Origin of the sequence: Arthrobacter sp. zg.Y820 (genome assembly GCF_030125555.1) — a bacterium.
Classification (GTDB): Bacteria; Actinomycetota; Actinomycetes; order Actinomycetales; family Micrococcaceae; genus Arthrobacter_B.
In genome coordinates, this window is record NZ_JASKLX010000011.1 from 1 (window position 1) to 21,314 (window position 21,314).

Annotated in this window: 17 protein-coding genes and 1 pseudogene; 7 read left to right on the forward strand and 11 right to left on the reverse strand. The window is 66.8% G+C overall.

Going from position 1 to position 21,314, the window contains the following annotated elements; genetic code table 11:
* Positions 1-104: 104 nt before the first annotated feature.
* Positions 105-1,499 (reverse strand): class II 3-deoxy-7-phosphoheptulonate synthase, encoded by a 1,395-nt coding sequence (locus QNN99_RS13605; protein ID WP_229967011.1) that lies wholly within the window; start codon positions 1,497-1,499, stop codon positions 105-107.
* A gap of 221 nt (positions 1,500-1,720) precedes the next feature.
* Between QNN99_RS13605 and QNN99_RS13610 the strand changes: the two genes are divergently transcribed.
* The gene (locus tag QNN99_RS13610) at positions 1,721-3,211 is read left to right on the forward strand and encodes an FAD-dependent oxidoreductase (protein ID WP_229967012.1); all 1,491 of its coding nucleotides are present in this window, start codon (positions 1,721-1,723) and stop codon (positions 3,209-3,211) included.
* 388 nt (positions 3,212-3,599) lie between these two features.
* Here the strand turns inward: QNN99_RS13610 and QNN99_RS13615 are convergent.
* Positions 3,600-4,274, reverse strand: a pseudogene (locus tag QNN99_RS13615) (lysophospholipid acyltransferase family protein); the annotation flags it as partial.
* Positions 4,275-4,440: 166 nt separating this feature from the next.
* Between QNN99_RS13615 and QNN99_RS13620 the strand changes: the two are divergent.
* Positions 4,441-5,205 (forward strand): alpha/beta hydrolase, encoded by a 765-nt coding sequence (locus tag QNN99_RS13620; RefSeq protein ID WP_229967013.1) that lies wholly within the window; start codon positions 4,441-4,443, stop codon positions 5,203-5,205.
* Complete coding sequence (locus tag QNN99_RS13625; RefSeq protein ID WP_229967015.1) at positions 5,202-5,852, forward strand: hypothetical protein; 651 nt, start codon at positions 5,202-5,204, stop codon at positions 5,850-5,852. Before QNN99_RS13620 ends, QNN99_RS13625 begins: the two co-directional genes overlap by 4 nt.
* 12 nt (positions 5,853-5,864) lie before the next feature.
* On the opposite strand, the gene QNN99_RS13630 is transcribed toward QNN99_RS13625, so the two are convergent.
* The gene (locus tag QNN99_RS13630) at positions 5,865-6,827 is read right to left on the reverse strand and encodes an ROK family glucokinase (protein WP_229967123.1); all 963 of its coding nucleotides are present in this window, start codon (positions 6,825-6,827) and stop codon (positions 5,865-5,867) included.
* 261 nt (positions 6,828-7,088) lie between these two features.
* On the opposite strand from QNN99_RS13630, the gene QNN99_RS13635 reads away from it, so the two are divergent.
* Positions 7,089-8,897 carry an AMP-dependent synthetase/ligase gene (locus QNN99_RS13635; protein ID WP_229967017.1) on the forward strand — a complete coding sequence of 603 codons (1,809 nt, stop codon included), beginning with the start codon at positions 7,089-7,091 and terminating at the stop codon, positions 8,895-8,897.
* A 32-nt stretch (positions 8,898-8,929) separates the two neighbouring features.
* Here the strand turns inward: QNN99_RS13635 and QNN99_RS13640 are convergent, their stop codons facing one another.
* Together QNN99_RS13640 and QNN99_RS13645 are read right to left on the reverse strand one after the other, a co-directional pair.
* Entirely contained in the window at positions 8,930-10,342 is a 1,413-nt protein-coding gene (locus QNN99_RS13640) for a mycothione reductase (protein ID WP_229967019.1), read from the reverse strand.
* Between the two features lie 101 nt (positions 10,343-10,443).
* Positions 10,444-13,851 (reverse strand): pyruvate carboxylase, encoded by a 3,408-nt coding sequence (locus QNN99_RS13645; RefSeq protein WP_229967021.1) that lies wholly within the window; start codon positions 13,849-13,851, stop codon positions 10,444-10,446.
* A 248-nt stretch (positions 13,852-14,099) separates the two neighbouring features.
* Between QNN99_RS13645 and QNN99_RS13650 the strand changes: the two genes are divergently transcribed.
* The gene (locus tag QNN99_RS13650) at positions 14,100-14,939 is read left to right on the forward strand and encodes a ParA family protein (RefSeq protein ID WP_229967023.1); all 840 of its coding nucleotides are present in this window, start codon (positions 14,100-14,102) and stop codon (positions 14,937-14,939) included.
* 82 nt (positions 14,940-15,021) lie between these two features.
* Here the strand turns inward: QNN99_RS13650 and QNN99_RS13655 are convergent, their stop codons facing one another.
* The 6 genes from QNN99_RS13655 to QNN99_RS13680 form a co-directional block, all read right to left on the reverse strand.
* Positions 15,022-15,609, reverse strand: coding sequence for a MerR family transcriptional regulator (locus tag QNN99_RS13655; RefSeq protein ID WP_284015990.1), 588 nt, complete (start codon positions 15,607-15,609; stop codon positions 15,022-15,024).
* Positions 15,610-15,858: 249 nt separating this feature from the next.
* The gene (locus QNN99_RS13660; RefSeq protein WP_229967025.1) at positions 15,859-16,359 is read right to left on the reverse strand and encodes a bifunctional nuclease family protein; all 501 of its coding nucleotides are present in this window, start codon (positions 16,357-16,359) and stop codon (positions 15,859-15,861) included.
* A gap of 5 nt (positions 16,360-16,364) precedes the next feature.
* On the reverse strand, positions 16,365-17,135 hold the full coding sequence (ftsR, locus tag QNN99_RS13665; RefSeq protein ID WP_229967027.1) for a transcriptional regulator FtsR: 771 nt from the start codon (positions 17,133-17,135) through the stop codon (positions 16,365-16,367).
* Positions 17,136-17,199: 64 nt separating this feature from the next.
* Positions 17,200-17,670 carry an FHA domain-containing protein gene (locus QNN99_RS13670; protein ID WP_229967029.1) on the reverse strand — a complete coding sequence of 157 codons (471 nt, stop codon included), beginning with the start codon at positions 17,668-17,670 and terminating at the stop codon, positions 17,200-17,202.
* Between the two features lie 304 nt (positions 17,671-17,974).
* Positions 17,975-18,553, reverse strand: coding sequence for a class I SAM-dependent methyltransferase (locus QNN99_RS13675; RefSeq protein WP_229967031.1), 579 nt, complete (start codon positions 18,551-18,553; stop codon positions 17,975-17,977).
* 187 nt (positions 18,554-18,740) lie between these two features.
* Positions 18,741-19,529: an SDR family NAD(P)-dependent oxidoreductase gene (locus QNN99_RS13680; RefSeq protein ID WP_229967033.1), complete on the reverse strand. Its 789-nt coding sequence runs from the start codon at positions 19,527-19,529 to the stop codon at positions 18,741-18,743.
* 94 nt (positions 19,530-19,623) lie between these two features.
* On the opposite strand from QNN99_RS13680, the gene QNN99_RS13685 reads away from it, so the two are divergent.
* On the forward strand, positions 19,624-20,130 hold the full coding sequence (locus tag QNN99_RS13685) for a nuclear transport factor 2 family protein (protein ID WP_229967035.1): 507 nt from the start codon (positions 19,624-19,626) through the stop codon (positions 20,128-20,130).
* Positions 20,127-21,296, forward strand: coding sequence for an oxidoreductase (locus QNN99_RS13690; RefSeq protein ID WP_229967037.1), 1,170 nt, complete (start codon positions 20,127-20,129; stop codon positions 21,294-21,296). The genes QNN99_RS13685 and QNN99_RS13690 overlap by 4 nt, the downstream gene beginning before the upstream one ends.
* Positions 21,297-21,314: the final 18 nt, after the last annotated feature.

Sequence of the window (21,314 nt, forward strand, 5' to 3'; positions counted from 1 at the left end):
GCTCCTCCGCCCCGAACGGCCTGTGGGTGCCCCCCCCAGCGCGGGGAGGGGCACCTACTGCCATTTCGGGGGAAGGATCCGGCGGAAGCGGACGCCCGTGGCCTCTAGCCCTGGCGGGAGAGTGCTCCGGCGACCAGGAACGCCATTTCCAGTGACTGCATGTGGTTCAGGCGCGGATCGCAGACGGATTCGTAGCCTTCCAGGAACGCCTCCTGATCCACCGGATCCGCCCCGCCCAGGCACTCAGCGACGTCGTCGCCGGTCATCTCCACGTGCAGGCCGCCCGGGAAGGTGCCCAGAGCGTTGTGCACTTCGAAGAAGCCGCGGACCTCGTCCATGACGTCGTCGAAGTTGCGGGTCTTGTAGCCGTTCGGCGACGTCACGGTGTTGCCGTGCATCGGATCCGTCACCCAGAGAACCTTGGCTCCGGAGGCGGTGACCCGCTCCACCAGCGGCGGTAGCTTTTCCCGGATGTTCTGCGCACCCATCCGCGTGATGAAGGTCAGGCGGCCCGGTTCGCGTTCCGGATCGAGCTTGTCGATCAGGGCCAGGGCGTCTTCGGGCTTGGTGTTCGGGCCCAGCTTGACGCCGATCGGATTGCGGACCTTGGACAGGAAGTCCACATGTGCGGACTCCAGGTCGCGGGTGCGTTCGCCAATCCAGAGGAAGTGCGCCGAGGTGTCGTACGGGAATCCGGTCCTGGAGTCGATGCGGGTCAGCGCGCGCTCGTAGTCCAGGAGCAGTGCCTCGTGGCTCGCGAAGAACTCCACGCGCTTGAGCGCCTCGAAATCCGTCCCGCAGGCATCCATGAACCGCACGGCCCGGTCAATCTCGCGGGCCAGTGACTCGTACCGTGAATGTGCCGGGTTCGCGGTGAAGCCCTTGTTCCAGTGGTGCACCAGGCGCAGGTCGGCAAACCCGCCCTGGGTGAACGCCCGGATGAGGTTCAGGGTCGAAGCGGACGTATGGTAGGCGCGGACCATCCGTGCCGGGTTGTGCTCGCGGGACTCCGGAGTGAAGTCGTAGCCGTTGACCATGTCGCCGCGGTAGGCGGGCAGCGTCACGCCCGCCCGGGTCTCGTCGTTGGAGGAACGCGGCTTGGCGAACTGGCCGGCCATCCGGCCCATCTTGATGACGGGCAGCGAGGCGCCGTAGGTCAGGACAACTGCCATCTGCAGGATGGTTTTTACCCGGGCACTGATCTTGTCAGCGGTTGCACCGTCGAAGGTCTCGGCACAGTCACCGCCCTGCAGCAGGAACGCCTTGCCCTGGGCTGCGGCTGCCAGCCGGTCACGGAGGATGTCGACCTCTCCGGCGAAGACCAGCGGAGGGACCATCGACAGTTCGGCGACTGCCGCCGGATACCCGGGGTGGTCCTGCCACGACGGCTGCTGGAGAGCCGGCAGGGACCGCCAGTCGTCCAGGCCCGGATAGTCCGCCGCGCCCTGCCGGGGAGCGGTGGAAAAATCTGACGCGTTGTCTACAGGAGTGTAAGTCACGCCTTCAAGGGTACTGTCTGCAGCGCTCCGGGGCAGAAGGCGCACGCAGGCTGACGTAATCTGGGCCCGCCGCTCCGCAACACTGGCCGCCGCACATGCCTGCCTGGCCGCCTCCCCGGTCCGGCTGCAGCCGACCGAGTCCCGTTGGCCGGGACCGGGTTTCCGCCCGGAGCCGCCCATGGTTTAGTAACCAACCAATCGACTAGCGGAGGGCCTCAATGATGAGCAGGCAAGAACCGGCGGGACCGGCGGATCGCCGGAGTGTCCTCGACTTTGACTTCGAAACCGACGTTTTGGTGATCGGATACGGCTGCGCCGGAGCCGCCGCAGCCCTGGAAGCGCGCAGCCGGGGTGCCGACGTCATCGTCCTGGAACGCGCCAGCGGTGGAGGCGGCTCGTCCGCGGCCTCCGGCGGAGAGATCTATCTGGGTGCCGGCACTCCCATCCAGAGTGCCTGCGGCTTCACCGACACCGCCGAAGACATGGAAGCGTATCTGCTCGCGGCATTGGGGCCCTCGGCCGACGCCGTGAAAATCAGGATGTACAGCCGCGGCAGTCTGGAGCACTACGACTGGCTCACCAAGCAGGGCGTCCCGTTCAAGCCGTCCTTCTGGGGAACTCCCTCTTGGGTTCCTCCCACCGACGACGGCCTGATGTGGCTGGGTGAAAACGCGTACCCCTTCACCGGCCTCGCCAAGCCGGCACCCCGTGGTCACCGGGTTACCGCTAAGGGCTTCGGCGGCAAGGTGCTGATGGATGTCCTTTGCCGGGCCGTGGAGGAAGCGGGGGCCGGGATCCATACCGATACTTATGCCACGCAGCTCATCCTTGACGGGCCCCGGGTTGTTGGTGTTACTGCGCGCCGCTTCGGAAAGCCGGTGACCTACCGGGCCCGGCGGGGAGTCATTCTGACCACCGGCGGATTTGCCGACAATGCGGAGATGGTGGCCCAGCACGCCCCGCAGCTGATCGGATTGGGTGCGACCAGCGACGGCGGGGACGACGGGCACGGAATCAAAATGGCCCAGGCGGCCGGAGCAGCAGTGCAGCGGATGTCGGCGGCCCAGGTGGGCATCACCCTGGTGCCGGCCTTGGCGGTGCGCGGCATGCTGGTCAACGCCGTCGGCCAGCGGTTCATCAACGAAGACCAGTATCCCGGAATGCTGGGCCAGGCCGCCCTGTTCCGGCAGGACCTGGCAGTCTGGATCATCCTGGACGAAAAGTCCTTCGAGGAAGTGCCCGAAAACGAACGCTGGGGAGTGCTTCCGCACTACGTTGCCGAAACCATCGGCGAGCTGGAACAGGAGATCGGCATGCCCGACGGCGCCCTGACCGCTTCCGTGAGCGAGTACAACCGACACGCGGCGGCGGGCGAGGATCCGTACTTCCACAAGGACAAGCGGTGGGTGCGTCCGCTGGAGGCACCGTTTGCCGGGATCGATGTCAGCCGCGGGATGGCATCGCCGGAGCTGGGTGCTTCGGGGCGGGGCGGGGCCAAGGTCTTCAGCCTTGGCGGGCTGCGCACCGGGCTCGACGGCGAAGTCCTCGATGTTTCCGGCTCACCGATGCCGGGACTTTATGCCGCCGGCCGGGTCACGTCGGGCCTGCACGGCCACGGCTACATCAGCGGCACGTCCCTGGGCGACGGAACCTTCTTTGGCCGGCGCGCCGGCGCAGCGGCAGCGGAGCAAGCGGAAGCCCCAGCCGGGTAAGGCCCGGATAAAGCCGGACGACGGCGGCAGACTAGGCGCTGTGGGGTTCCGTGTCCTCGGGTTCGGCACCCGTGGATGCCGCGGGACCCGCCGATGCGGGCGGCGTTTTCCGGCGGCCAATGATCGTCACCGTGCCGGGCTTCCGCAGCGATTTCCGCCGGGACGGCGTTTCGGCGGCTGCCGGCTCCTGTCCGGGTGCCGACCCTGGTGAAGGCGCCGAGCCGTCGCCGGTGCCGGCGGTGCCATGCTCCGCTGCCGGATGGGTGCGGCCGCCGGGTTCCGCTGCGGCAGCTGAGGATCCGACCGCCTTCGAGGCGGCGGTGCCCGGCTCGGGCAGACGCACCGCTGCGCTGCGGGCCTCGGCTCCCTTGGAAACCTTGCGGGCCGCGGCCTGCTTTTCCTTCATGGTGCTGGCGTACACGTCAACGTATTCCTGGCCTGACAGACGCATCAGCTCGTACATGATTTCATCGGTCACCGAGCGCTGGATGAACCGGTCGTTCTCCATGCCCGCGTACCGGGAGAAGTCCAGCGGCTCGCCGACGATGATGCCGATGCGGCGGATGTTGGGGATCTTCCGGCCGATCGGCTGGACCTTGTCAGTGCCGATCATGGCCACCGGAATCACCGGGACGCCGGTTTTCAGCACCAGTTTGGCCACGCCGGTCTTGCCACGGTACAGCCGGCCGTCCGGGCTGCGCGTGCCCTCGGGGTAGATGCCGAGCAGTCCCCCGTTCTCCAGGACGTCCACGCCGGCGCTGAGGGAGCTGGCTGATGCCGCACCGCCGGAACGGTCCATCGGGAGCTGGTTGGTGAGCCGGAAGAAAGCGGCAGTGAGCTTGCCCTTGATCCCCTTGCCCGTGAAGTACTCCGACTTCGCCAGAAAGCTCACGGGACGCGGCACCGCCAGCGGCAGGAAGATCGAATCGGAGAAGGACAAGTGGTTGCTCACCAGCACGGCCGGACCGGTTTCGGGCACATTGTTCATGCCTTTAACCCAGGGTCTGAAGAGCAGATTGACCACCGGTCCGATGAAAATGGTCTTCATCACCCAATAGAACACGTAAGCCAGCTCTCCCGTCCGGACATAACAAATCAGGGACCCGGTTTGGTTCCCAACTCCTACTCTATGCGCCCTCCCGGCTGCGTTGAATTTCGACTCTCGGCGGCGACGCAACTTTGGGCGTTACGGGGGTGGAAATCAGCCTCCTGAATGCAACCATAGAGGTATGACTCTCCCACCGGGCGCAGCCGCCTTTACCAGCGACGGGCAAGGCGTGAATGCAGCCACCGGCGTTCTCCTGAGCCACGGCTTCACCGGGTCCCCGGTCAGCCTTGCCGCCTGGGCCCGGCACCTCTCCGCCCAGGGCTACGCGGTGAGCCTGCCGCTGCTGCCCGGACACGGAACCACCTGGCAGGAGCTGGCCCGCACTCCCTGGGAGCTCTGGTATGACGCCTACGACCGGGCGTACCAGCAACTTGCAGAGCGGACCGACAGCGTGGTCGCCGCGGGCTTGTCCATGGGCGGGACGCTGGCCCTCCGCCTTGCCGCACACCGCCCCGTCGCCGGGGTGGCGGTGGTGAATCCGGGACTGACCATCGATGATCCGCGGGCCAGGTACTCGGGACTCCTGAAGTACGTTCAGCGTTCAGTACCGGCGATTGCCAACAACATCAAGCTCGACGGCCAGGATGAAGGTGCCTACCTGCGGACCCCCGTGGGCGGCGTTCACCAGCTCATGCGGCTGTTCAAGGACACGACGGCGGTGCTGCCGCGGATCACGACGGCACCGGTCCTCGCCTTCCGCTCGACGGTGGACTCGGTGGTCCCGGACTCCAGCATGGACGTCCTGCGCAGGTATCTGGGCAGCGAACTGGAGGTGGTCCCCTTGGAAAACAGCTATCATGTGGCAACCATGGATCATGATGCTCCCTTGATTTTTGACCGTTCCCACCAGTTCATCCAAAGGATCAGCGCAGGTGCGCCAGCATGAAAGAACGCGAACCGGAACGCAACGAGTCCACTGACAACGCCGTCTGGCTGGACCTCGTGGCCCGGCTGGAGAATATGCCGGCTGATGAGACGCACGGCGGCCGGGATGCACCCGGCGGACACGGCAGCTCCGAAGGGTCCCGGATCAAACCCGGAGCGACGGCGTCCGGGCCGGATGCGGCTGATTCACCATCGCCGGCGGGCGCGGACGAAGGGGCTCACCCCGAAACTCCCTCCGGGACCGGCGGAGCCGAAACTGCTGCCAAGCCGGGCTCCGGTGAAGGCACCCCGGCCCGCGGCCCCGTTCCGCGCTCCCCCGCCGAGCGCACCCGCGCCATTTTCGAGAACCAGCCGTTCCGCGCACAGCCGCCGCGGGGCCCCCGGGATTACGACGAGCCCGAGGAACTCGAGTCGGAGGGTGAGTTTGTGCCGCCCGAACCGCCGCCGTTCAGCACCGGTGAGCCGCTCGTGGTCCTGGCGTGGATCGGCGCTTTGGGCGGGCCCCTCCTGCTGCTGCTGTTCGCCATGTTTTGGCGCGGAGCTCCGCTGGCCGTCATTCTCGGCTTGGTTGCCCTCTTCGGTGTGGCCGTGGGCTATTTGCTCTTCCGGTTGCCCCAGCACCGCGATGACGACGGCGCCGCCGTCTAAGGGCAGCTGAACTCAGCGCCGGGCTGCAATTCGGGACAGGTCAGCGGCGCCGATCATGCCGGCAGCGGGCCCGAGGGCGGCCAGTTCCAGCCGCGCCGCGGGCCGGAACCCGCGGCCGGTCAGGTTCCGGGCGAAGGACCTGCGGGCGGGTTCCAGCAACAGGTCACCGGCAGCGCTCAGGCCTCCGCCGATGACAAACATTCCCGGATCCAGCGCGGCCGCCAGGTTCGCCAGTCCGAGGCCAAGCCACTGACCGACCTCTTCCAGCAGTTCCACTGACGTCTGGTCGCCCTCAAGGGCCATCCTGGTGACCACGGCGCCGGTGATGGCACTGATGTCGCCGTCCACGGCCCGCAGCAGTTCCTGGGCCACCGGGGAGTTTGCGGCGGCCAGTTCACGGGCTTCCCGACCCAGCGCATTGCCTGAGGCATACTGCTCCCAGCAGCCGCGGTTTCCGCACTCGCAGCGTTGCCCGGACGGCATGATGATCTGGTGGCCGAACTCTCCCGCCACGCCGAATCTTCCCCGCTCCAGCCGGCCGTCCATCACCATGGCACCACCGATTCCGGTGCCGAGCGTCACGCAGACCATCCGGCTCTGGCCCAGTCCGGACCCGAAGCGCCACTCTGCCCAGGCAGCGCCGTCGGCATCGTTGACCAGGTACACGCGCCGGCGCAGCAGCCGTTCGAGGTTCTCCCGCAGCGGTTCGTTGCGCCAGGCCAAATGGGGGCTGAAGAGCACCGTGCTGCCGGCAAGGTCCATCCAGCCGGCGGCGCCGATGCCGACGGACCACACGTGGTGGTTCGCGGACAGTTCCCGCACCAGGTCCACGATGACGGACTCGACCTCGCGCGGATCCTGGCCGGGAGTGGCGCGGCGGGCTTCGGCAATGATGCGGCCGTCGCCGTCGACCAGGCCCGCGGCCACCTTGGTGCCGCCGATATCGATCCCGATGGCCAGCCCGCGTCGCCGCATCCGGTTCGGCAGCCGGATGGGCCGGCGGGCGGGGAAGGGCTCAATGGCACGGCGCTGCCAAAGGATCGGGGAAGAACGGGGAACGGGCGCTGGGTTAACGGGACGCATCAACAACCAATTGTATTCACCGGCCGGTCCGCCAGCGAAAGCGTTATTGCTTCGAGAAGTTACTGGCGGGTATTTTATGTGACCCACGTTATAGGTTGTGCGGTAAAGTCTGCGGTAACGCCTGCGGGCCGGCCGGATATCAAAGGAGCTATCGTGCGTGAATACAGTGTCCCCCCTCTGGTGGAATCACCATTGGAGACAAACACCACCGACCTACTGCTGGAACAGGCGGCCAAGGCCTCCAATCCGGCCCTTTTCTCGGTTCGGGCAGCCGACGACACCTGGCAGGCCATCACCGCCACTGATTTCCTGAAGGACGTCCGGCTGCTCGCCAAGGGCTTCGCCGCCTCCGGCATCCAACCGGGCGACCGCGTGGGCATCATGGCCCGCACCCGGTACGAGTGGACGCTCGTGGACTTTGCCCTATGGTTTGCCGGGGCGGTCTCCGTGCCGATTTACGAGACCTCATCGCCCTCCCAGGTGGCCTGGATCCTCGGTGATTCCGGTGCCGTCGCCGTGGTGGTCGAAGCCGCCCGCCATGAGAACGTGGTCCGGCAGGCCGGTGTGGAGGAAGATCTCGACGCCGTGCGCAACGTCTGGCAGATCGACGGCTCGGGCCTGGATGAGCTCCGCACGGCCGGCGCAGCAGTGTCCGACGCCGAGCTCGAAGCGCGCCGTTCGAAGGCCACGCTGGAGGACACCGCCACCATTATCTACACCTCGGGAACCACAGGCCGGCCCAAGGGCTGCGAACTGACGCACGGCAACTTCGTGAATCTCTCCCGGAACGCCGCCCTGGCCGTGCCCGAAGTTTGCCGCGAAGGCGCGCAGACCATCATGTTCCTGCCGCTCGCCCACGTGTTTGCCCGGTTCATTTCCGTCCTGTGCGTCACCGCCGGCGCCACAGTGGCCCACACGCCGGACGTCAGGAACCTGCTTCCGGATCTGCAGAGCTACAAGCCCTCCTTCCTCCTCGTGGTCCCCCGCGTCTTCGAGAAGGTCTACAACTCCTCCATGCTCAAGGCCGAGGACGGCGGGAAGGGCAAGATCTTCCACGCCGGCGCCAAGACCGCCATTGAATGGTCCAAAGCGCAGGAGGCCGGCAAGATCCCGCTGGCCCTCAAGGTCAAGCACGCCGTCTTCGACAGGCTGCTCTACGGCAAGATCCGCACCGCGATGGGCGGCCGGGTCCAGTATGCAATTTCCGGCGGAGCACCCCTGGGGGACCGTCTCGGGCACTTCTTCCACGGCATCGGCGTGATGGTCCTGGAGGGCTACGGACTGACCGAGACCACCGCTCCCATCAGCGTCAGCACCCCCAAGCTGATCAAGATCGGCACCGTCGGCGCGCCCCTGCCCGGCAACGCGGTCAAGATCGCCGACGACGGCGAGATCCTGACCCGGGGCGTCAGCGTCATGAAGGGCTACTACAAGCGCCCCGACCTGACGGCTGAAGCCTTCGACGACGGCTGGTTCCGGACCGGGGACATCGGCCAGCTGGACTCGGACGGCTTCCTGAAGATCACCGGCCGCAAGAAGGAAATCATCGTCACCGCCAGCGGCAAGAACGTCGTTCCGGCGGTCCTGGAGGACAGCATCCGCGCCGACGCCATCATCTCCCAGTGCGTCGTTGTCGGAGACCAGCGGCCCTTCATCTCCGCACTGGTCACCCTGGACGAGGAAGCCCTTCCCGGCTGGCTCGAGCGCCACAAGCTGCCGGCCGGTACGACGGTGGCCGAAGCTGCCGAGACCGCCCAGCTGCAGATCGAAATCCAGGCCCTGGTGGACAGCGCCAACAAGACGGTCTCCCAGGCCGAGGCCATCAAGGTTTTCCGCGTGGTTCCGACCGACTTCACCGAAGCCAGCGGCCACCTCACGCCGTCCCTGAAGATCAAGCGCGCCCAGGTGCTTCGGGACTACTCAGCCGTGGTGGAAGACATCTACAGCGGCCAGAAGGTCTAGCCCGGCACGTCGCGGCAGCAGTCCCTGCGGGTTTACCGGGCAGTGCCGGTCCGCAGGGACAGCAGCGCGTTCTCCACCACCTCGGTCAGCGCGGGATGGATCCAGTACTGGCCCGAGGCCATCGTCTGCGCATCCAAACCGAAGGACATGGCCTGGATCAACGGCTGGATCAGCATGGACGCCTCATGGCCCATGATGTGCGCCCCGAGCAGCGTCCCGCTTTCCTTCTCCGCCAGCAGCTTCACAAATCCGGTCGTGTCTTCCATCGCCCAGCCGTACGCGGTGGAGCCGTATTCCTGCACCGCCACGGCCAGCTCCACTCCCCTCGCCCGGGTATCGCGGCGGGCTTCCTCCTCGGTCATGCCCACGGATGCGATCTGCGGGCTGGTGAAGACCGCCGCGGGAACGAACCGGTGGTCGCTCGCGCGCAGGTCCCCGGGGTGCACCAGGTTGTGCGCCACGGTGCGCGCCTCATGGTTGGCCACATGCTTGAGCTGGAAGTCGCCGCTGACATCCCCCAATCCCCAGACGCCGTCGACCGGCCTGCCGTCCTTCAGCACGCGCTGGAATTCGTCCACTGCCAGCCGTCCGTCCGCACGCTGGTCGAATCCGGCAGCCTGGACATCAAGGCGGTCGGTGTTGGGCACCCGGCCGGTTGCCACCAGCACAAGATCAACGTCCATGCCGGTCTCTCCCCCGGGTCCGCGCAGCAGCGCCCGGACGGAGCCGTCGGCGTTTTCCATCAGCGCCGTCACCTGGGTGTTGAGCCGAACGTCCCACTGCTTGGAGACTTCCTCGGTGTACCGTGCGGACAAGGTCGCGTCCAAGGCACGCAGCAGCGGACCGGAGCGCGCCGCCATCGTGACCTTGGCGCCGAACGCTGAAAACACGAATCCAAACTCGGCGGCTATGTAACCGCCGCCGATGATGAGGATTCGCTCCGGCAGGTCGGGTATCCGCATCACGGTGTCAGAGGTGTGCACCTGCGGCAGGTCCATGCCGGGCACGTCCGGCAGCACCGGCCGTGAGCCGGCGGCCACCACTATCTGGTCGGCCGTGATGCGTTGGCCGTCGTCGGTCTCCAGGGCGTGCTCGCCGACGAACCGCACGTGGTTCTCATACAGCGTGACGTTCTCCAGCTCCTCGGCACGGTAGCGGCGGCCGCCCTCGGAGATGGAATCGATCCTGGTGAAGATGCGGTCGCGGATGTCCCGCCAGCGCACCTTCTCCAGGGTCTGGTCGACGCCCAGGCGCCGGCCGTCGGCACCGGCCGCGGCAAGTTGCGCCGGATACACGAACATTTTCGTCGGGATGCAGCCGACGTTCAGGCAGGTGCCGCCGAAGGTGCCCCCGTCGATGACCGCAACTTTCCTGCCGTCCCAGTCGGGGGTGATCAGCGAATTGCCCGAACCCGAGCCAATGATGGCCAAATCAAAATGAGTCACGATTCCAGTCTAGAGCCGCAAGGACCCCGGGATCCGTAACCGGTTCCCGGGGTCCTTATGTGCTTCCGTTGTGCTTCCGCCGTGCGGCGGAAGCGCTGGGGCTAGCTCTCCTTCTTGGGATCGATCGCCACCAGCAGGTCCCCGCCCTGCACCTGCTCGACGGCGGAGATCGCCACCCGCGTCACGGTGCCGGCGACGGGGGCCGTGATCGAGGCCTCCATCTTCATGGCTTCGATGGTGGCAACGGTTTCGCCGGCCGCCACTTCATCGCCTTCCTGGACCGTGATGGTCACGGCGCCGGCGAACGGCGCGGCAACGTGGCCGGGGTTGCCCGGGTCGGCCTGTTCGGCGACCTTCACCTGCGACTGCACGCTGCGGTCACGGACCAGGACGGGGCGCATCTGGCCGTTCAGGGTGGTCATCACCGAACGCATGCCCTTTTCATCGGGCTCCCCCACGGCTTCAAGGGTGGCAATCAGGCGGACACCCTTTTCGAGTTCCACCACGTGCTCAACCCCGCGCTGCAGGCCGTAGAGGTAGTCACGGGTGTCCAGGACCGACACGTCGCCGTAGGTTTCACGGACGGTCGCGAATTCCTTGGCCGGGCCGGGGAACAGGAGCCGGTTCAGCGTTTCCCGCCGGGTGGCGGAGTCGCCGGCCAGGCCGGCGCGGTCCACCTCGGTGAGTTCGGCGTCGCGCACCTTGATGGTGCGGCCCTGGAGCGCCTTGGTCCGGAAGGGCTCCGGCCAGCCGCCGGGCGGGTTGCCCAGTTCGCCGCTGAGGAAGCCGATGACCGAATCGGGGATGTCGTAGTTCTGCGGGTTTTCCTCGAAGTCCGCGGGTGAGACGTTGCTGCCGACCAGCTGCAGGGCGAGGTCTCCGACCACCTTGGAGGAGGGCGTGACCTTGACCAGCCGGCCCAGAATGCGGTCCGCGGCGGTGTACATGTCCTCGATCGCTTCGAACCGCTCGCCCAGGCCGAGGGCGATGGCCTGCTGGCGGAGGTTGGAGAGCTGTCCGCCGGGAATCTCATGCTGGTAGACGCGTCCGGTGGGTCCGGCCAGACCGGACTCGAACGGAGCGTAGACCCGGCGCACCGCTTCCCAGTACGGCTCCATGGCGCTGATGGCATCCAGGCTCAGCCCCGTGTCGCGGTCCGTGTTGGTCAGCGCGGCAACGAGCGACGACGCCGAAGGCTGGCTGGTGGTGCCGGCCAGCGAGGCGCTGGCCACGTCGACGGCATCCACGCCCGCGTTGGCCGCAGCCAGCAGGGTGGCCAACTGGCCGCCGGCGGTGTCGTGGGTGTGCAGGTGCACGGGCAGGTCAAAGCGTTCACGCAGGGCGGCAACCAGCTTGGCCGCGGCAGCGGGACGCAGCAGCCCGGCCATGTCCTTGATGGCCAGGATGTGCGCGCCGGCATCGACCATCTGCTGGGCGAGGTCCATGTAGTAGTCCAGCGTGTACAGCGTCTCGTTCGGATCCATCATGTCGGCGGTGTAGCACAGGGCCACTTCGGCGACGGCCGTGCCGGTGGCCCGGACCGCGCGGATAGCCGGTTCCATCTGCTCGACGTCATTGAGGGCATCGAAGATCCGGAAGATGTCAACGCCGGCGTCAGCTGCCTCCTGGACAAAGGCTTCCGCCACCTCAGTGGGGTACGGCGTGTAGCCCACGGTGTTGCGGCCGCGCAGGAGCATCTGGATGCAGATGTTCGGCAGGGCCTTGCGCAGCGAGACGAGCCGCTCCCAGGGGTCCTCGCCCAGGAACCGGAGGGCGACGTCGTAAGTCGCACCGCCCCATGCTTCGACCGAGAGCAGTTCGGGCGTCAGCGCGGCCACCGCGGGGGCCGCCAGCAGCAGGTCGCGGGTACGGACGCGGGTCGCCAGCAGGGACTGGTGCGCATCCCGGAACGTGGTGTCGGTGACGGCCAGTGCCGGCTGTGCGCGGAGTTCCGCCGCGAAACGCTCCGGGCCCAGTTCCAGCAGCCGCTGGCGCGACCCGGGGCGGACCTCCGGAAGATCAGCCGGCAGTTTGTCTGCCGGGTTGATGTGCACGGGCAGTTCGCCGTGAGGCTTGTTGACGGTGGTGTCCGCCAGCCAGTTCAGCAGCCGGGAGCCGCGGTCAGCAGACCCGCGGGCGCTGAGCAGTTCGGGGCGCTCCTCGATGAAGGAGGTGGCGACGTCGCCGGCGATGAAGTCCGGATCGTCGAGGACGGCCTGCAGGAACGAAATGTTCGAGGAGACGCCGCGGATGCGGAACTCGGCCAGCGCCCGGCGGGCACGGTTCACCGCAGCCGGGTAGGTGCGGCCGCGGCAGGTCAGCTTCACGAGCATGGAATCGAAGTGCGGGCTGATGTCGGCCCCGGCGTACACAGTGCCGCCGTCGAGACGCACCCCGGCACCGCCGGCGGAGCGGTATCCGCTGATCTTGCCGACGTCGGGGCGGAAGCCGTTGGCCGGGTCCTCGGTGGTAATGCGGCACTGCAGCGCGGCGCCGCGCACCTGAAGTTCGTTCTGCCGCAGGCCCAGGTCCTCCAGCGTTTCGCCGGCAGCGATGCGCAGCTGGGACTGCACGAGGTCGACGTCGGTGATTTCCTCGGTGACCGTGTGTTCCACCTGGATGCGCGGATTCATTTCAATGAACACGTGTTCTCCGGCGCGTTCTCCGACGGTGTCAACGAGGAACTCCACGGTCCCCGCGTTCTCGTACTTCAGGGCCTTGGCGAACTTGACGGCGTCCCGGTACAGGGCCTGCCGGATGCTCTCGTCCAGGTTGGGGGCCGGAGCAATTTCGATGACCTTCTGATGGCGGCGCTGCAGTGAGCAGTCACGTTCAAAGAGGTGGATAACGTTGCCCTCGCCGTCGGCGAGGATCTGCACCTCAATGTGCCGGGGACGGATGACCGCCTGCTCGAGGAAGACCGTGGAGTCGCCGAAGGCCGTATCGGCCTCGCGCATGGCTGCGTTGAGCGCCTCGGGAAGGTCTTTGGCCGTGTCCACGCGGCGCATGCCGCGGCCGCCGCCGCCCGCCACGGCCTTGACGAAGATGGGGAATCCGATGTCCTCGGCCTCGCCCAGGAGCTTTTCCGGATCCGAACTCGGCTGGGTGGAGCGCAGCACCGGGATGCCGGCTTCGCGTGCCGCGTTCAGGGCATGGACCTTGTGGCCGGCCAACTCGAGGATGTCGGCGGCGGGACCTACAAAGGTGATGCCGGCTTCCCTCGCGGCGCGGGCCAGCTGGGGGTTTTCGGAAAGGAATCCGTATCCGGGGTAGATGGCGTCGCAGCCGGATTCCTTGGCGACCCGAATGATCTCGTCAACGTCGAGGTACGCGCGGACCGGGTGCCCTTCCTCACCGATCAGATAGGCCTCGTCAGCCTTTTGACGGTGGATGGAGTTGCGGTCCTCATACGGGAACACTGCAACAGTCTTCACGCCCAGCTCGTAGGCGGCCCTGAAGGCGCGGATTGCGATTTCTCCGCGGTTGGCTACCAGTATCTTCGAGAACATTACTCTCCTGCATCGTTGCGGGCTGAGGGACGGCCGGGTACCGCCGTCCTCATCGGGTTCTAGTCCAGACTATTTCACTGCGGCGGACCGCCAGTGTCGGACGTCACGCTCTTTATAGTCTCCCTTTCGCGCCACCCCTGCAAAACGGCCCCTGCAGGAGTTACCACCGAGCGTCACATAGAATGAACCTGCAGCCTCTCAAGGGCCCCGCTCGTGATCCCTAGACACGTTAGGTTTTGGTTCAACAAGTGCAAGTAGTGAGCATCAGCAGTCTAAAGGGCGGCGTGGGCAAGACTTCCGTAACGCTTGGACTGGCATCGGCTGCACTTGCAGCAGGAATTCCCACCCTCGTTGTGGACCTGGACCCGCACGCCGACGCCACCACGGGCCTGGGAGCGACTGCAGCCGGCAAACCCGGGATCGGCGAGATGCTCAAGAATTCCCGACGCGCCCAGCTGGCGGACAATGTGGTCTCCAGCGGCTGGGTCGCCAACGACCGCCGCACCCGGACAGGCGATTCCAAGCGCCGGCCCGTTCTCGACGTCGCCATGGGCTCCGCCTTTTCCGGCATCTATGACCGCCCGGACCTCGGCAGGCGCGACCTCAAACGGCTCTCCACGCTTCTCTCCCGTGTCAGCGGCTACGGTCTGGTCCTCATTGACTGCCCGCCCTCACTCAACGGCCTCACCCGCATTGCCTGGACCGCCAGCAACCGGGTGGCGCTCGTCGCCGAGCCCGCGCTGTTTTCCGTGGCCGGCACCGAACGGACGATGCGCGCCCTGGACCTTTTCCGCAAGGAATTTGCCCCCAATCTCGCCCCGGCGGGGATCATCGCCAACCGGGTCCGCTCCGGCTCCAACGAGCACGCCTTCCGGCTGGGTGAGATGAATCAGATGTTCGGCGACCTGTTGCTCAGCCCCACGATTGCCGAGCAGGCCAACTGGCAGCAGATTCAGGGTGCGGCCCATTCGGTGCACCACTGGCCCGGCGAGTCGGCCAAGCAGGCCGCCGCCACCTTCGACTCCCTGCTGAAGAACCTCGTGGGAAGCGGCAGCGTCCGCAACCGGGTCATCCGCCGCGCCAGCTAGCAGCCCCTAAAAAACTGCAGGCACCGGAATCCGCTGCCTGCAGTTGAAGTATGGTGCCTGGCTGATGAAGCATGGTGCGTGCCTAGCTGATCTTGCGGGCAATCCGCCGCTGGCTCAGTTCATCTCCGGGAAAGGTCTGGTCGCCTACGCGCTCGCTCGGCAGTTGGGCGAGGCTCCCTTCAACTTCGCGCCAGACACGTCCGACGGCGATCCCGAAAACGCCCTGCCCGCCCTGGACCAGATCTATCACTTCGTCCGCGGAGGTGCACTCGTACACGCTGGCGCCGTCGCTCATCAGCGTGATCTGGGCCAGATCCTCGACTCCACGCTCGCGCAGGTGTTCAACGGCCGTGCGGATCTGCTGCAGCGAAACCCCCGTGTCCAGGAGGCGTTTGACGACCTTGAGGACCAGGATGTCGCGGAAGCCGTAGAGCCGCTGCGTGCCGGAACCCGAGGCCCCGCGCACGGCCGGCTCCACCAGCCCGGTGCGGGCCCAGTAATCCAACTGACGGTAAGTGATTCCTGCCGCCTTGCAGGCTGTTGGACCGCGGTAGCCGGCGTCCTCGTCGAGAACGGGAAGATCCTCGGTGAACAGCAAGCCCTGGGCTCCGGGGACCTTACCCGGCGCAGCGGCGTGGATGTGCTCGCCGGCATCGCCTTTCGGACTCACTTGTGCCTCCTAGTAGCGGTTCCCGAGGGGGGATCGGCACGGAATCAAGGGGCCAGGAACGACTCCCTTCAGTTTCCCCCGCAAAACCTCCCAGGGGAAGGGACTGATCCTGTAAGGACCGGCCCCGGAAAGGACATGCCCTGGAAAGGACTTGCGGAGAACCGTGCAGTGGGAACTCTATGCTTCGACGTTAGATCTGACCCGGGCCAAGGTCAAAGACGCAGGGCCTTTTTCTGCAGGCGTGTCGAATCAGCGCTCAAAGTCCTCGGGCTCGACGTCGGCCAGGAATTCGCGGAACTGCCGCAGCTCCTGCTCGGCATTCTCCTGGTCTGCGTCATCGTCTTCGTCCTCGTCGGCTTCCGCAATCCGGACGCCCGCTTCGTCCAGTACTGCGTCGGCACAGAGGATGGGGCACGGCGCCCTCAGGGCCACCGCTATCGCATCCGAGGCGCGCGAGCTGACGGTGACTCCATTGTCGAAAACCAGCTCGGCATAGAAGACCGTGTCCTCGACGGACACCAGCCGCACCTCGCTGACGCTGCGGCCCAGGGCAGCCACCACTGAAGCCAACAGGTCGTGCGTCATGGGCCGGGGCGGCACGATGCCCTGCTGGACAAAGGCGATGGCACTGGCTTCCGGAGCACCGATCCAGATGGGCAGATGACGTTCGCCGTTCAGTTCCTTGAGCAGGACCAGCGGCTGGTTGGACGGCAGCTCGATCCTGACACCGACCACTTCGACTTCACGCATGCTCCTCAGCCTTCCATTCGTGCGATATGCCCGTTGACCAGGGCACTGTGCAGGTTCAGGCACAGATCACTGATCTCTCGCGCCGTCTCGGCTGCCCGCGCCTTGGAGGCGACGTCGCGCCGCGAAGCCAGCGGTGCCACCACACTCTCCACCAGCCCCAGCTCCCGGTCCGCCGCGGCTCGGAACGGGCGCAGATGCCGGGGTTCAATCCCGTGGGCCTGGAGCTTGGCGCACGCCTTCGCAATCTTGAGTGCATGTTCGTCGAAGGCACCCTGCTCCGCACCGTTGTCGGCGGAGGCAATCAGTCCGTAACCGGCGAGGTTTCGCACCAGGTCGGCCGAGGCACCGGATTCCCGGACCAGCTCGGCGAATGTCAGGGCGCGGGCGAACGTGCGGGCGGACAACTCCCCCGCCAGCTGCTCGGACACGGCCCGCGGCGTCAGCGACATTCCTCCGGGCAACGATTCGGGACGCTCGCCCCGGTCGATGGCATCCAGGTAGTCCTTGATGATTTTCAGCGGCAGGTACTGGTCCCGCTGCAGCGCCAGGACGAACCGCAGCCGCTCGACGTCGGCCGAGGTGTATTTCCGGTAGCCTGCCGCGGTCCGCTGCGGAGTGACCAGGCCCTTTTCCTCGAGGAACCGGATTTTGGAGGCGCTGATCCCGGGGAAATCGGCGCTGAGTTCACTGAGGACCTCACCGATATTGAGCACACGGCCGCGCAGGCGCTCGTTCCCCGTACCCAGGGTCCGCCTGACGGGCTGTGATGCTGACATACCTAGTACCTATTCCTCAGTAATCCCGTGGACATCCGGCAGGAGCCTCCGGCCGGAGATTTTCTTACGCGCGGGCAGCTGTCGGCCGCGCAGCGTAGAAGGTCAGTCGGAACTTGCCGATCCGGACCTCATTGCCCGTTCGCAGCAGCAGCGTGTCCACGCGGTCGTTGTTAACGTACGTGCCGTTCAGACTCATGGAGTCCACCACACGGAAGCCGTCGGCGGTCCGCCGGAACTCCACATGCTTGCGGGACACCGTCACATCATCCAGGAACACATCCGCATTCGGATGGCGCCCGGCAGTGGTCACATCCTGGTCCAGAAGGAACCGTGCACCGCTGTTGGGCCCGGAGTGGGCGATCAACAGCGCCGACCCGGCGGGCAGCGCCGCCACGGCAGCCCGCTCATCTGAACTGAGCTTGGGCTCCATCGACGTTGCGTCGCTCTGAGGCGGCAGGCTGATCGATGTGGTGTCCTCCGCGCCCAACTCACGCCGCTGTTCGGCCTGTCCGGCGTTGTAGTCCTCGCGCGCCATTCTGTTACATCCTCCCCAAAAGATGCGGCCAACCACTCGTGATTTTGGCTGGCCGCACAGTTCCTGCTGACAAATCTTGCCGTACCGGCTGTCCTAGCCTACCTGTTGGAGGGCAATCCCGGCACTGAGGGTTTTACGCCGTTTCCCGGCCGGGCCGCGGAGAACAGGTAGGCGGCCGAAGGAGCTACGGGAAAATACTTTAAAATCAGGGTTGGCTGCCGTGGCTGGGGCTTTCGCTGCTGCGGACCAGGGGCGTGGCGTCAGCAGCGGAACCGCCACGCCGGTCGAGCCGACGGCCCGAGCCTTACCCGGACACGGTGCCGGAAAAGAGTATGGCCGGCACCGAAGGCAGCATGCCCTGGCTTATCTCCATGCGCTGCAGGTCTCCGCGCAGGTTGGCTGCCTCCAGCAGTGCGGCAGTGTCCCGGTTCCAGCGACAGCCGCGGTCCAGTCTCGCCGCCAGCGGCGAGACTGCTGACTGCAGGGCGCGCTTCAGGGTTCCGGGCGGGGCCGCGACATGCTCGGCAAAGACCGCCCGGCCGCCGGGCCGGAGAATGCGGCGAACTTCGGCAAGCACCGCCGCGGGGTCACGCACCGAACAGAGGACGGCGGTGCCCAGCACGGCATCCACGCTCGCCGAACCCAGCGGAATGGCTTCGGCGAACGAGGAAAGTGCCGGAGTACGGTAGCCGCGAGCTTCCGCTCTGGCATCAAGCTCGGCTCGGGAGGCCTCATCCGGCTCAAGCCCGATCCAGTCCACGTCCGCGGCCAGGCTGTCGAAATTGGCACCCGTGCCGGCGCCGATCTCCAGCACCCGGCCGTGCAGGGTGCCCACCAGACGGGCGCTGAGCTGCTCAAATTCCTGATAGCGAATCGTGGTCACAGGGGTGACCGTACCTCCTCCCCCGCGGCGGGACCAGCGGGCCGCCCCACCCGGCAGATGCGGGCGCAGGCACCACCGCCGGCTCCGGGCCGGCTCCGGCTGCGCAATCCCCGCGAGATGGCACTAAAGGCTCTTCTCAGCGCTCAGAGAAGCACTTACTTGCCATCTCGCGGGGAATGGTGCGCGATCAGGCCGCGGGAGACCGGTAATGCTTGTTTGCTGCCTCCACGACGGGGCGGCGGGGGTGCGCCGACCGGAGCTCGGCATCTTCGCCGAAGCCGTCCGGGTACCAGCTCGGTCCGTCGGTGATGTGCTCCAGGGCTCCGCGTGCAACCCTCTCGGGATCGGAGGAACGCACGCCGGGGGCATCAAATTCGAATCCGTGCCGCTCCATGGCGGGCGTGCGGGTGAGGCCCAGGCAGAGCTCCAGAACGTCAACGTTGTACGGGCGCATCTCCATCCACAGTGCCTCGGCGAAGTTGTGCACAAACGCCTTGGCCGCTGAGTAGAAGCCCATTCCAGCGGTGCCGGCAAAGCCGCTGAGTGAGCCGGTGAGCATGATGCCGCCCCGACGCCGTTCCTGCATCGGCAGGCCGAAGCGCCGGACGAGCGCGAGGGTCACGGTGATGTTCAGGTCGATAACCATCTGGGCGCGGTCTGCTTCGGACGTCACGATCTCGCCGCCGTAAGTGTTGGCACCCGCGTTGGACACCAGCAGGCCGACCTCACGGTCGCCGAGCTGCTCAGCGATTGACTCCACGGCTCCGGGCGCGAGCAGGTCCTGCTCGATGGCGAGCACTTCGACGTCGTAAGCGGCGCGGACCGACTCCGCCACCTCCGCGAGGGGACCGGGCTTGCGCGCAACAAGCGCCACGTTGAGGCCGCGCTCGGCCAGCTGGTGCGCCAGTGCGGCGCCGACTCCCTCAGAGCCCCCGGCAATCAGTGCCCAGGGTCCGTACTTCTCGAATCCGCTCATCCCACGTTCCTTTCGTGCCGGTCAAGCGCTTGTTTGCATCTTGAGCCACTAGTGATATTAGATACGCTAAAGGGCATTCGAAGGGGAAACACTCATGAGTCCACTGACCGAGATCGCCGCACTGCGGGATCGTATCCAGCATCTTGAAGACCACAGGGAGATCCTCGGGGTGCTTGCCGCCTACGGCCCCGCCGTCGACTCCGGCAGCGCGGACGAGGTGGCCGGGCTGTGGACGCAGGACGGCAGCTACACCTACAGCCTCGGCGACGGCGACGCGACACTCACCGGCGCCGACGATTTCCGCAGGATGGTCCACGGACCCTCCCACCAGGCGATTATTACGGGCGGGTCGAGCCATTTCATGGGCATCCCGGACATCCGGATCGAGGCTGACACCGCCGTCGCCACCGGATACTCCATGCTCGTGCGGCACCGCGACGGCGCGGAGCCCGGATACTACGTGGACCGCCTCTCCGCGAACCGCTGGGAGCTGGCGCGAACCGAAGCCGGCTGGAAGGTCACCACGCGCACCAACTCGCTGCTGGACGGCCGGACCGCCTCCCGCGAAATGCTCGCCAACGCAGGGAGCGCAGCCCAGTGACCACCGAATACGACTCTGCAGAGACCGAGTTGAGCGCCGCGGCCGACCCGCTGTTCCGCGAACTCACCGTCCGCTCCCTTCACCTGCGCAACCGGATCGTCATGTCTCCGATGACCCGCACGTATTCTCCCGGCGGCGTGCCGGGCGAGGACGTGGCTCGGTATTACCGCCGCCGCGCCGAGGGCGGCACCGGACTGATCATCACCGAGGGTGTCGCCATCGACCATTCAGCGTCGGTCGACCACGCATCGGTGCCCAACATGTTCGCTTCCAGCGCGCTGGACGGCTGGCGCTCCGTGGTGGACGGCGTGCACGAGGCAGGCGGACGCATCATCCCGCAGCTTTGGCACGTCGGCCCGCTGTGGGGTGCGATGGGCGGAAGCGCGGGAGTCACCCCGATGCGGCCCTCCGGCCTCTGGGGCACCCCCGGAATCACCAACTACTCCGCCGAGTACGTGCGCGCCTCGGAACCGGTCACCCGTGCCATGACCACTGCCGACATTGAGAGCGTCATCGCCGCGTTCCGCGTCGCCGCACGCAGCGCCGTCGACGCCGGGTTTGACGGGATCGCGCTGCACGGCGGTCACGGCTATCTCCTGGACGCGTTCCTGTGGGCCGATACGAACCGCCGCGATGACGAGTGGGGCGGCGACCCCGAACGCCGCGCCGCTTTCCCCGCCGCAGTGGTCCGCGCCATCCGCGAAGAGATCGGCGAGGAGCTGCCCATCTTCTTCCGTTTTTCGCAGCACAAGCAGCAGGACTTCGGCGCACGCCTGGCCGACACCCCGGAAGAGCTCGGCGCGCTGCTGCGTCCGCTCGTGGCAGCCGGTGTCGACGTCCTCGATGCCAGCGCACGCCGCTTCCAGGCCCCGGCCTTCGAGGGAAGCGACCTGAGCCTGGCCGGCTGGGCCAAGCAGCTCACCGGCGCGCGCACGATGGCAGTGGGCAGCGTCGGCATCGGGTCGGCGCTCAAGGACCGGCGCAGCAGCGGAAACCCCATTCTGGACAACCGCGCGGAGCTCACGCAGCGTCTGGGCGCCGATGAGTTCGACCTCATCGCGATCGGGCGGCTGCACCTGGCCGACGCCGACATCGTGCAGACCCTGCGCGACGGGCGGCCGCTGCCCCAGTACGACTATGCGAAACACGAATCGTCACTGCTGTAGCGCCGGCCGCAAGCGGTT

Excerpts from the sequence above, each read along its gene's own strand:
- QNN99_RS13670 (WP_229967029.1), bottom strand. The coding sequence starts at position 17,670 with ATGGCGCGCGAGGACTACAACGCCGGACAGGCCGAACAGCGGCGTGAG.
- ftsR (WP_229967027.1), bottom strand. The coding sequence starts at position 17,135 with ATGTCAGCATCACAGCCCGTCAGGCGGACCCTGGGTACGGGGAACGAG.
- QNN99_RS13660 (WP_229967025.1), bottom strand. The coding sequence starts at position 16,359 with ATGCGTGAAGTCGAAGTGGTCGGTGTCAGGATCGAGCTGCCGTCCAAC.
- QNN99_RS13645 (WP_229967021.1), bottom strand. The coding sequence starts at position 13,851 with ATGTTCTCGAAGATACTGGTAGCCAACCGCGGAGAAATCGCAATCCGC.
- QNN99_RS13610 (WP_229967012.1), top strand. The coding sequence starts at position 1,721 with ATGAGCAGGCAAGAACCGGCGGGACCGGCGGATCGCCGGAGTGTCCTC.
- QNN99_RS13680 (WP_229967033.1), bottom strand. The coding sequence starts at position 19,529 with ATGAGCGGATTCGAGAAGTACGGACCCTGGGCACTGATTGCCGGGGGC.
- QNN99_RS13630 (WP_229967123.1), bottom strand. The coding sequence starts at position 6,827 with ATGCGGCGACGCGGGCTGGCCATCGGGATCGATATCGGCGGCACCAAG.
- QNN99_RS13685 (WP_229967035.1), top strand. The coding sequence starts at position 19,624 with ATGAGTCCACTGACCGAGATCGCCGCACTGCGGGATCGTATCCAGCAT.
- QNN99_RS13625 (WP_229967015.1), top strand. The coding sequence starts at position 5,202 with ATGAAAGAACGCGAACCGGAACGCAACGAGTCCACTGACAACGCCGTC.
- QNN99_RS13620 (WP_229967013.1), top strand. The coding sequence starts at position 4,441 with ATGACTCTCCCACCGGGCGCAGCCGCCTTTACCAGCGACGGGCAAGGC.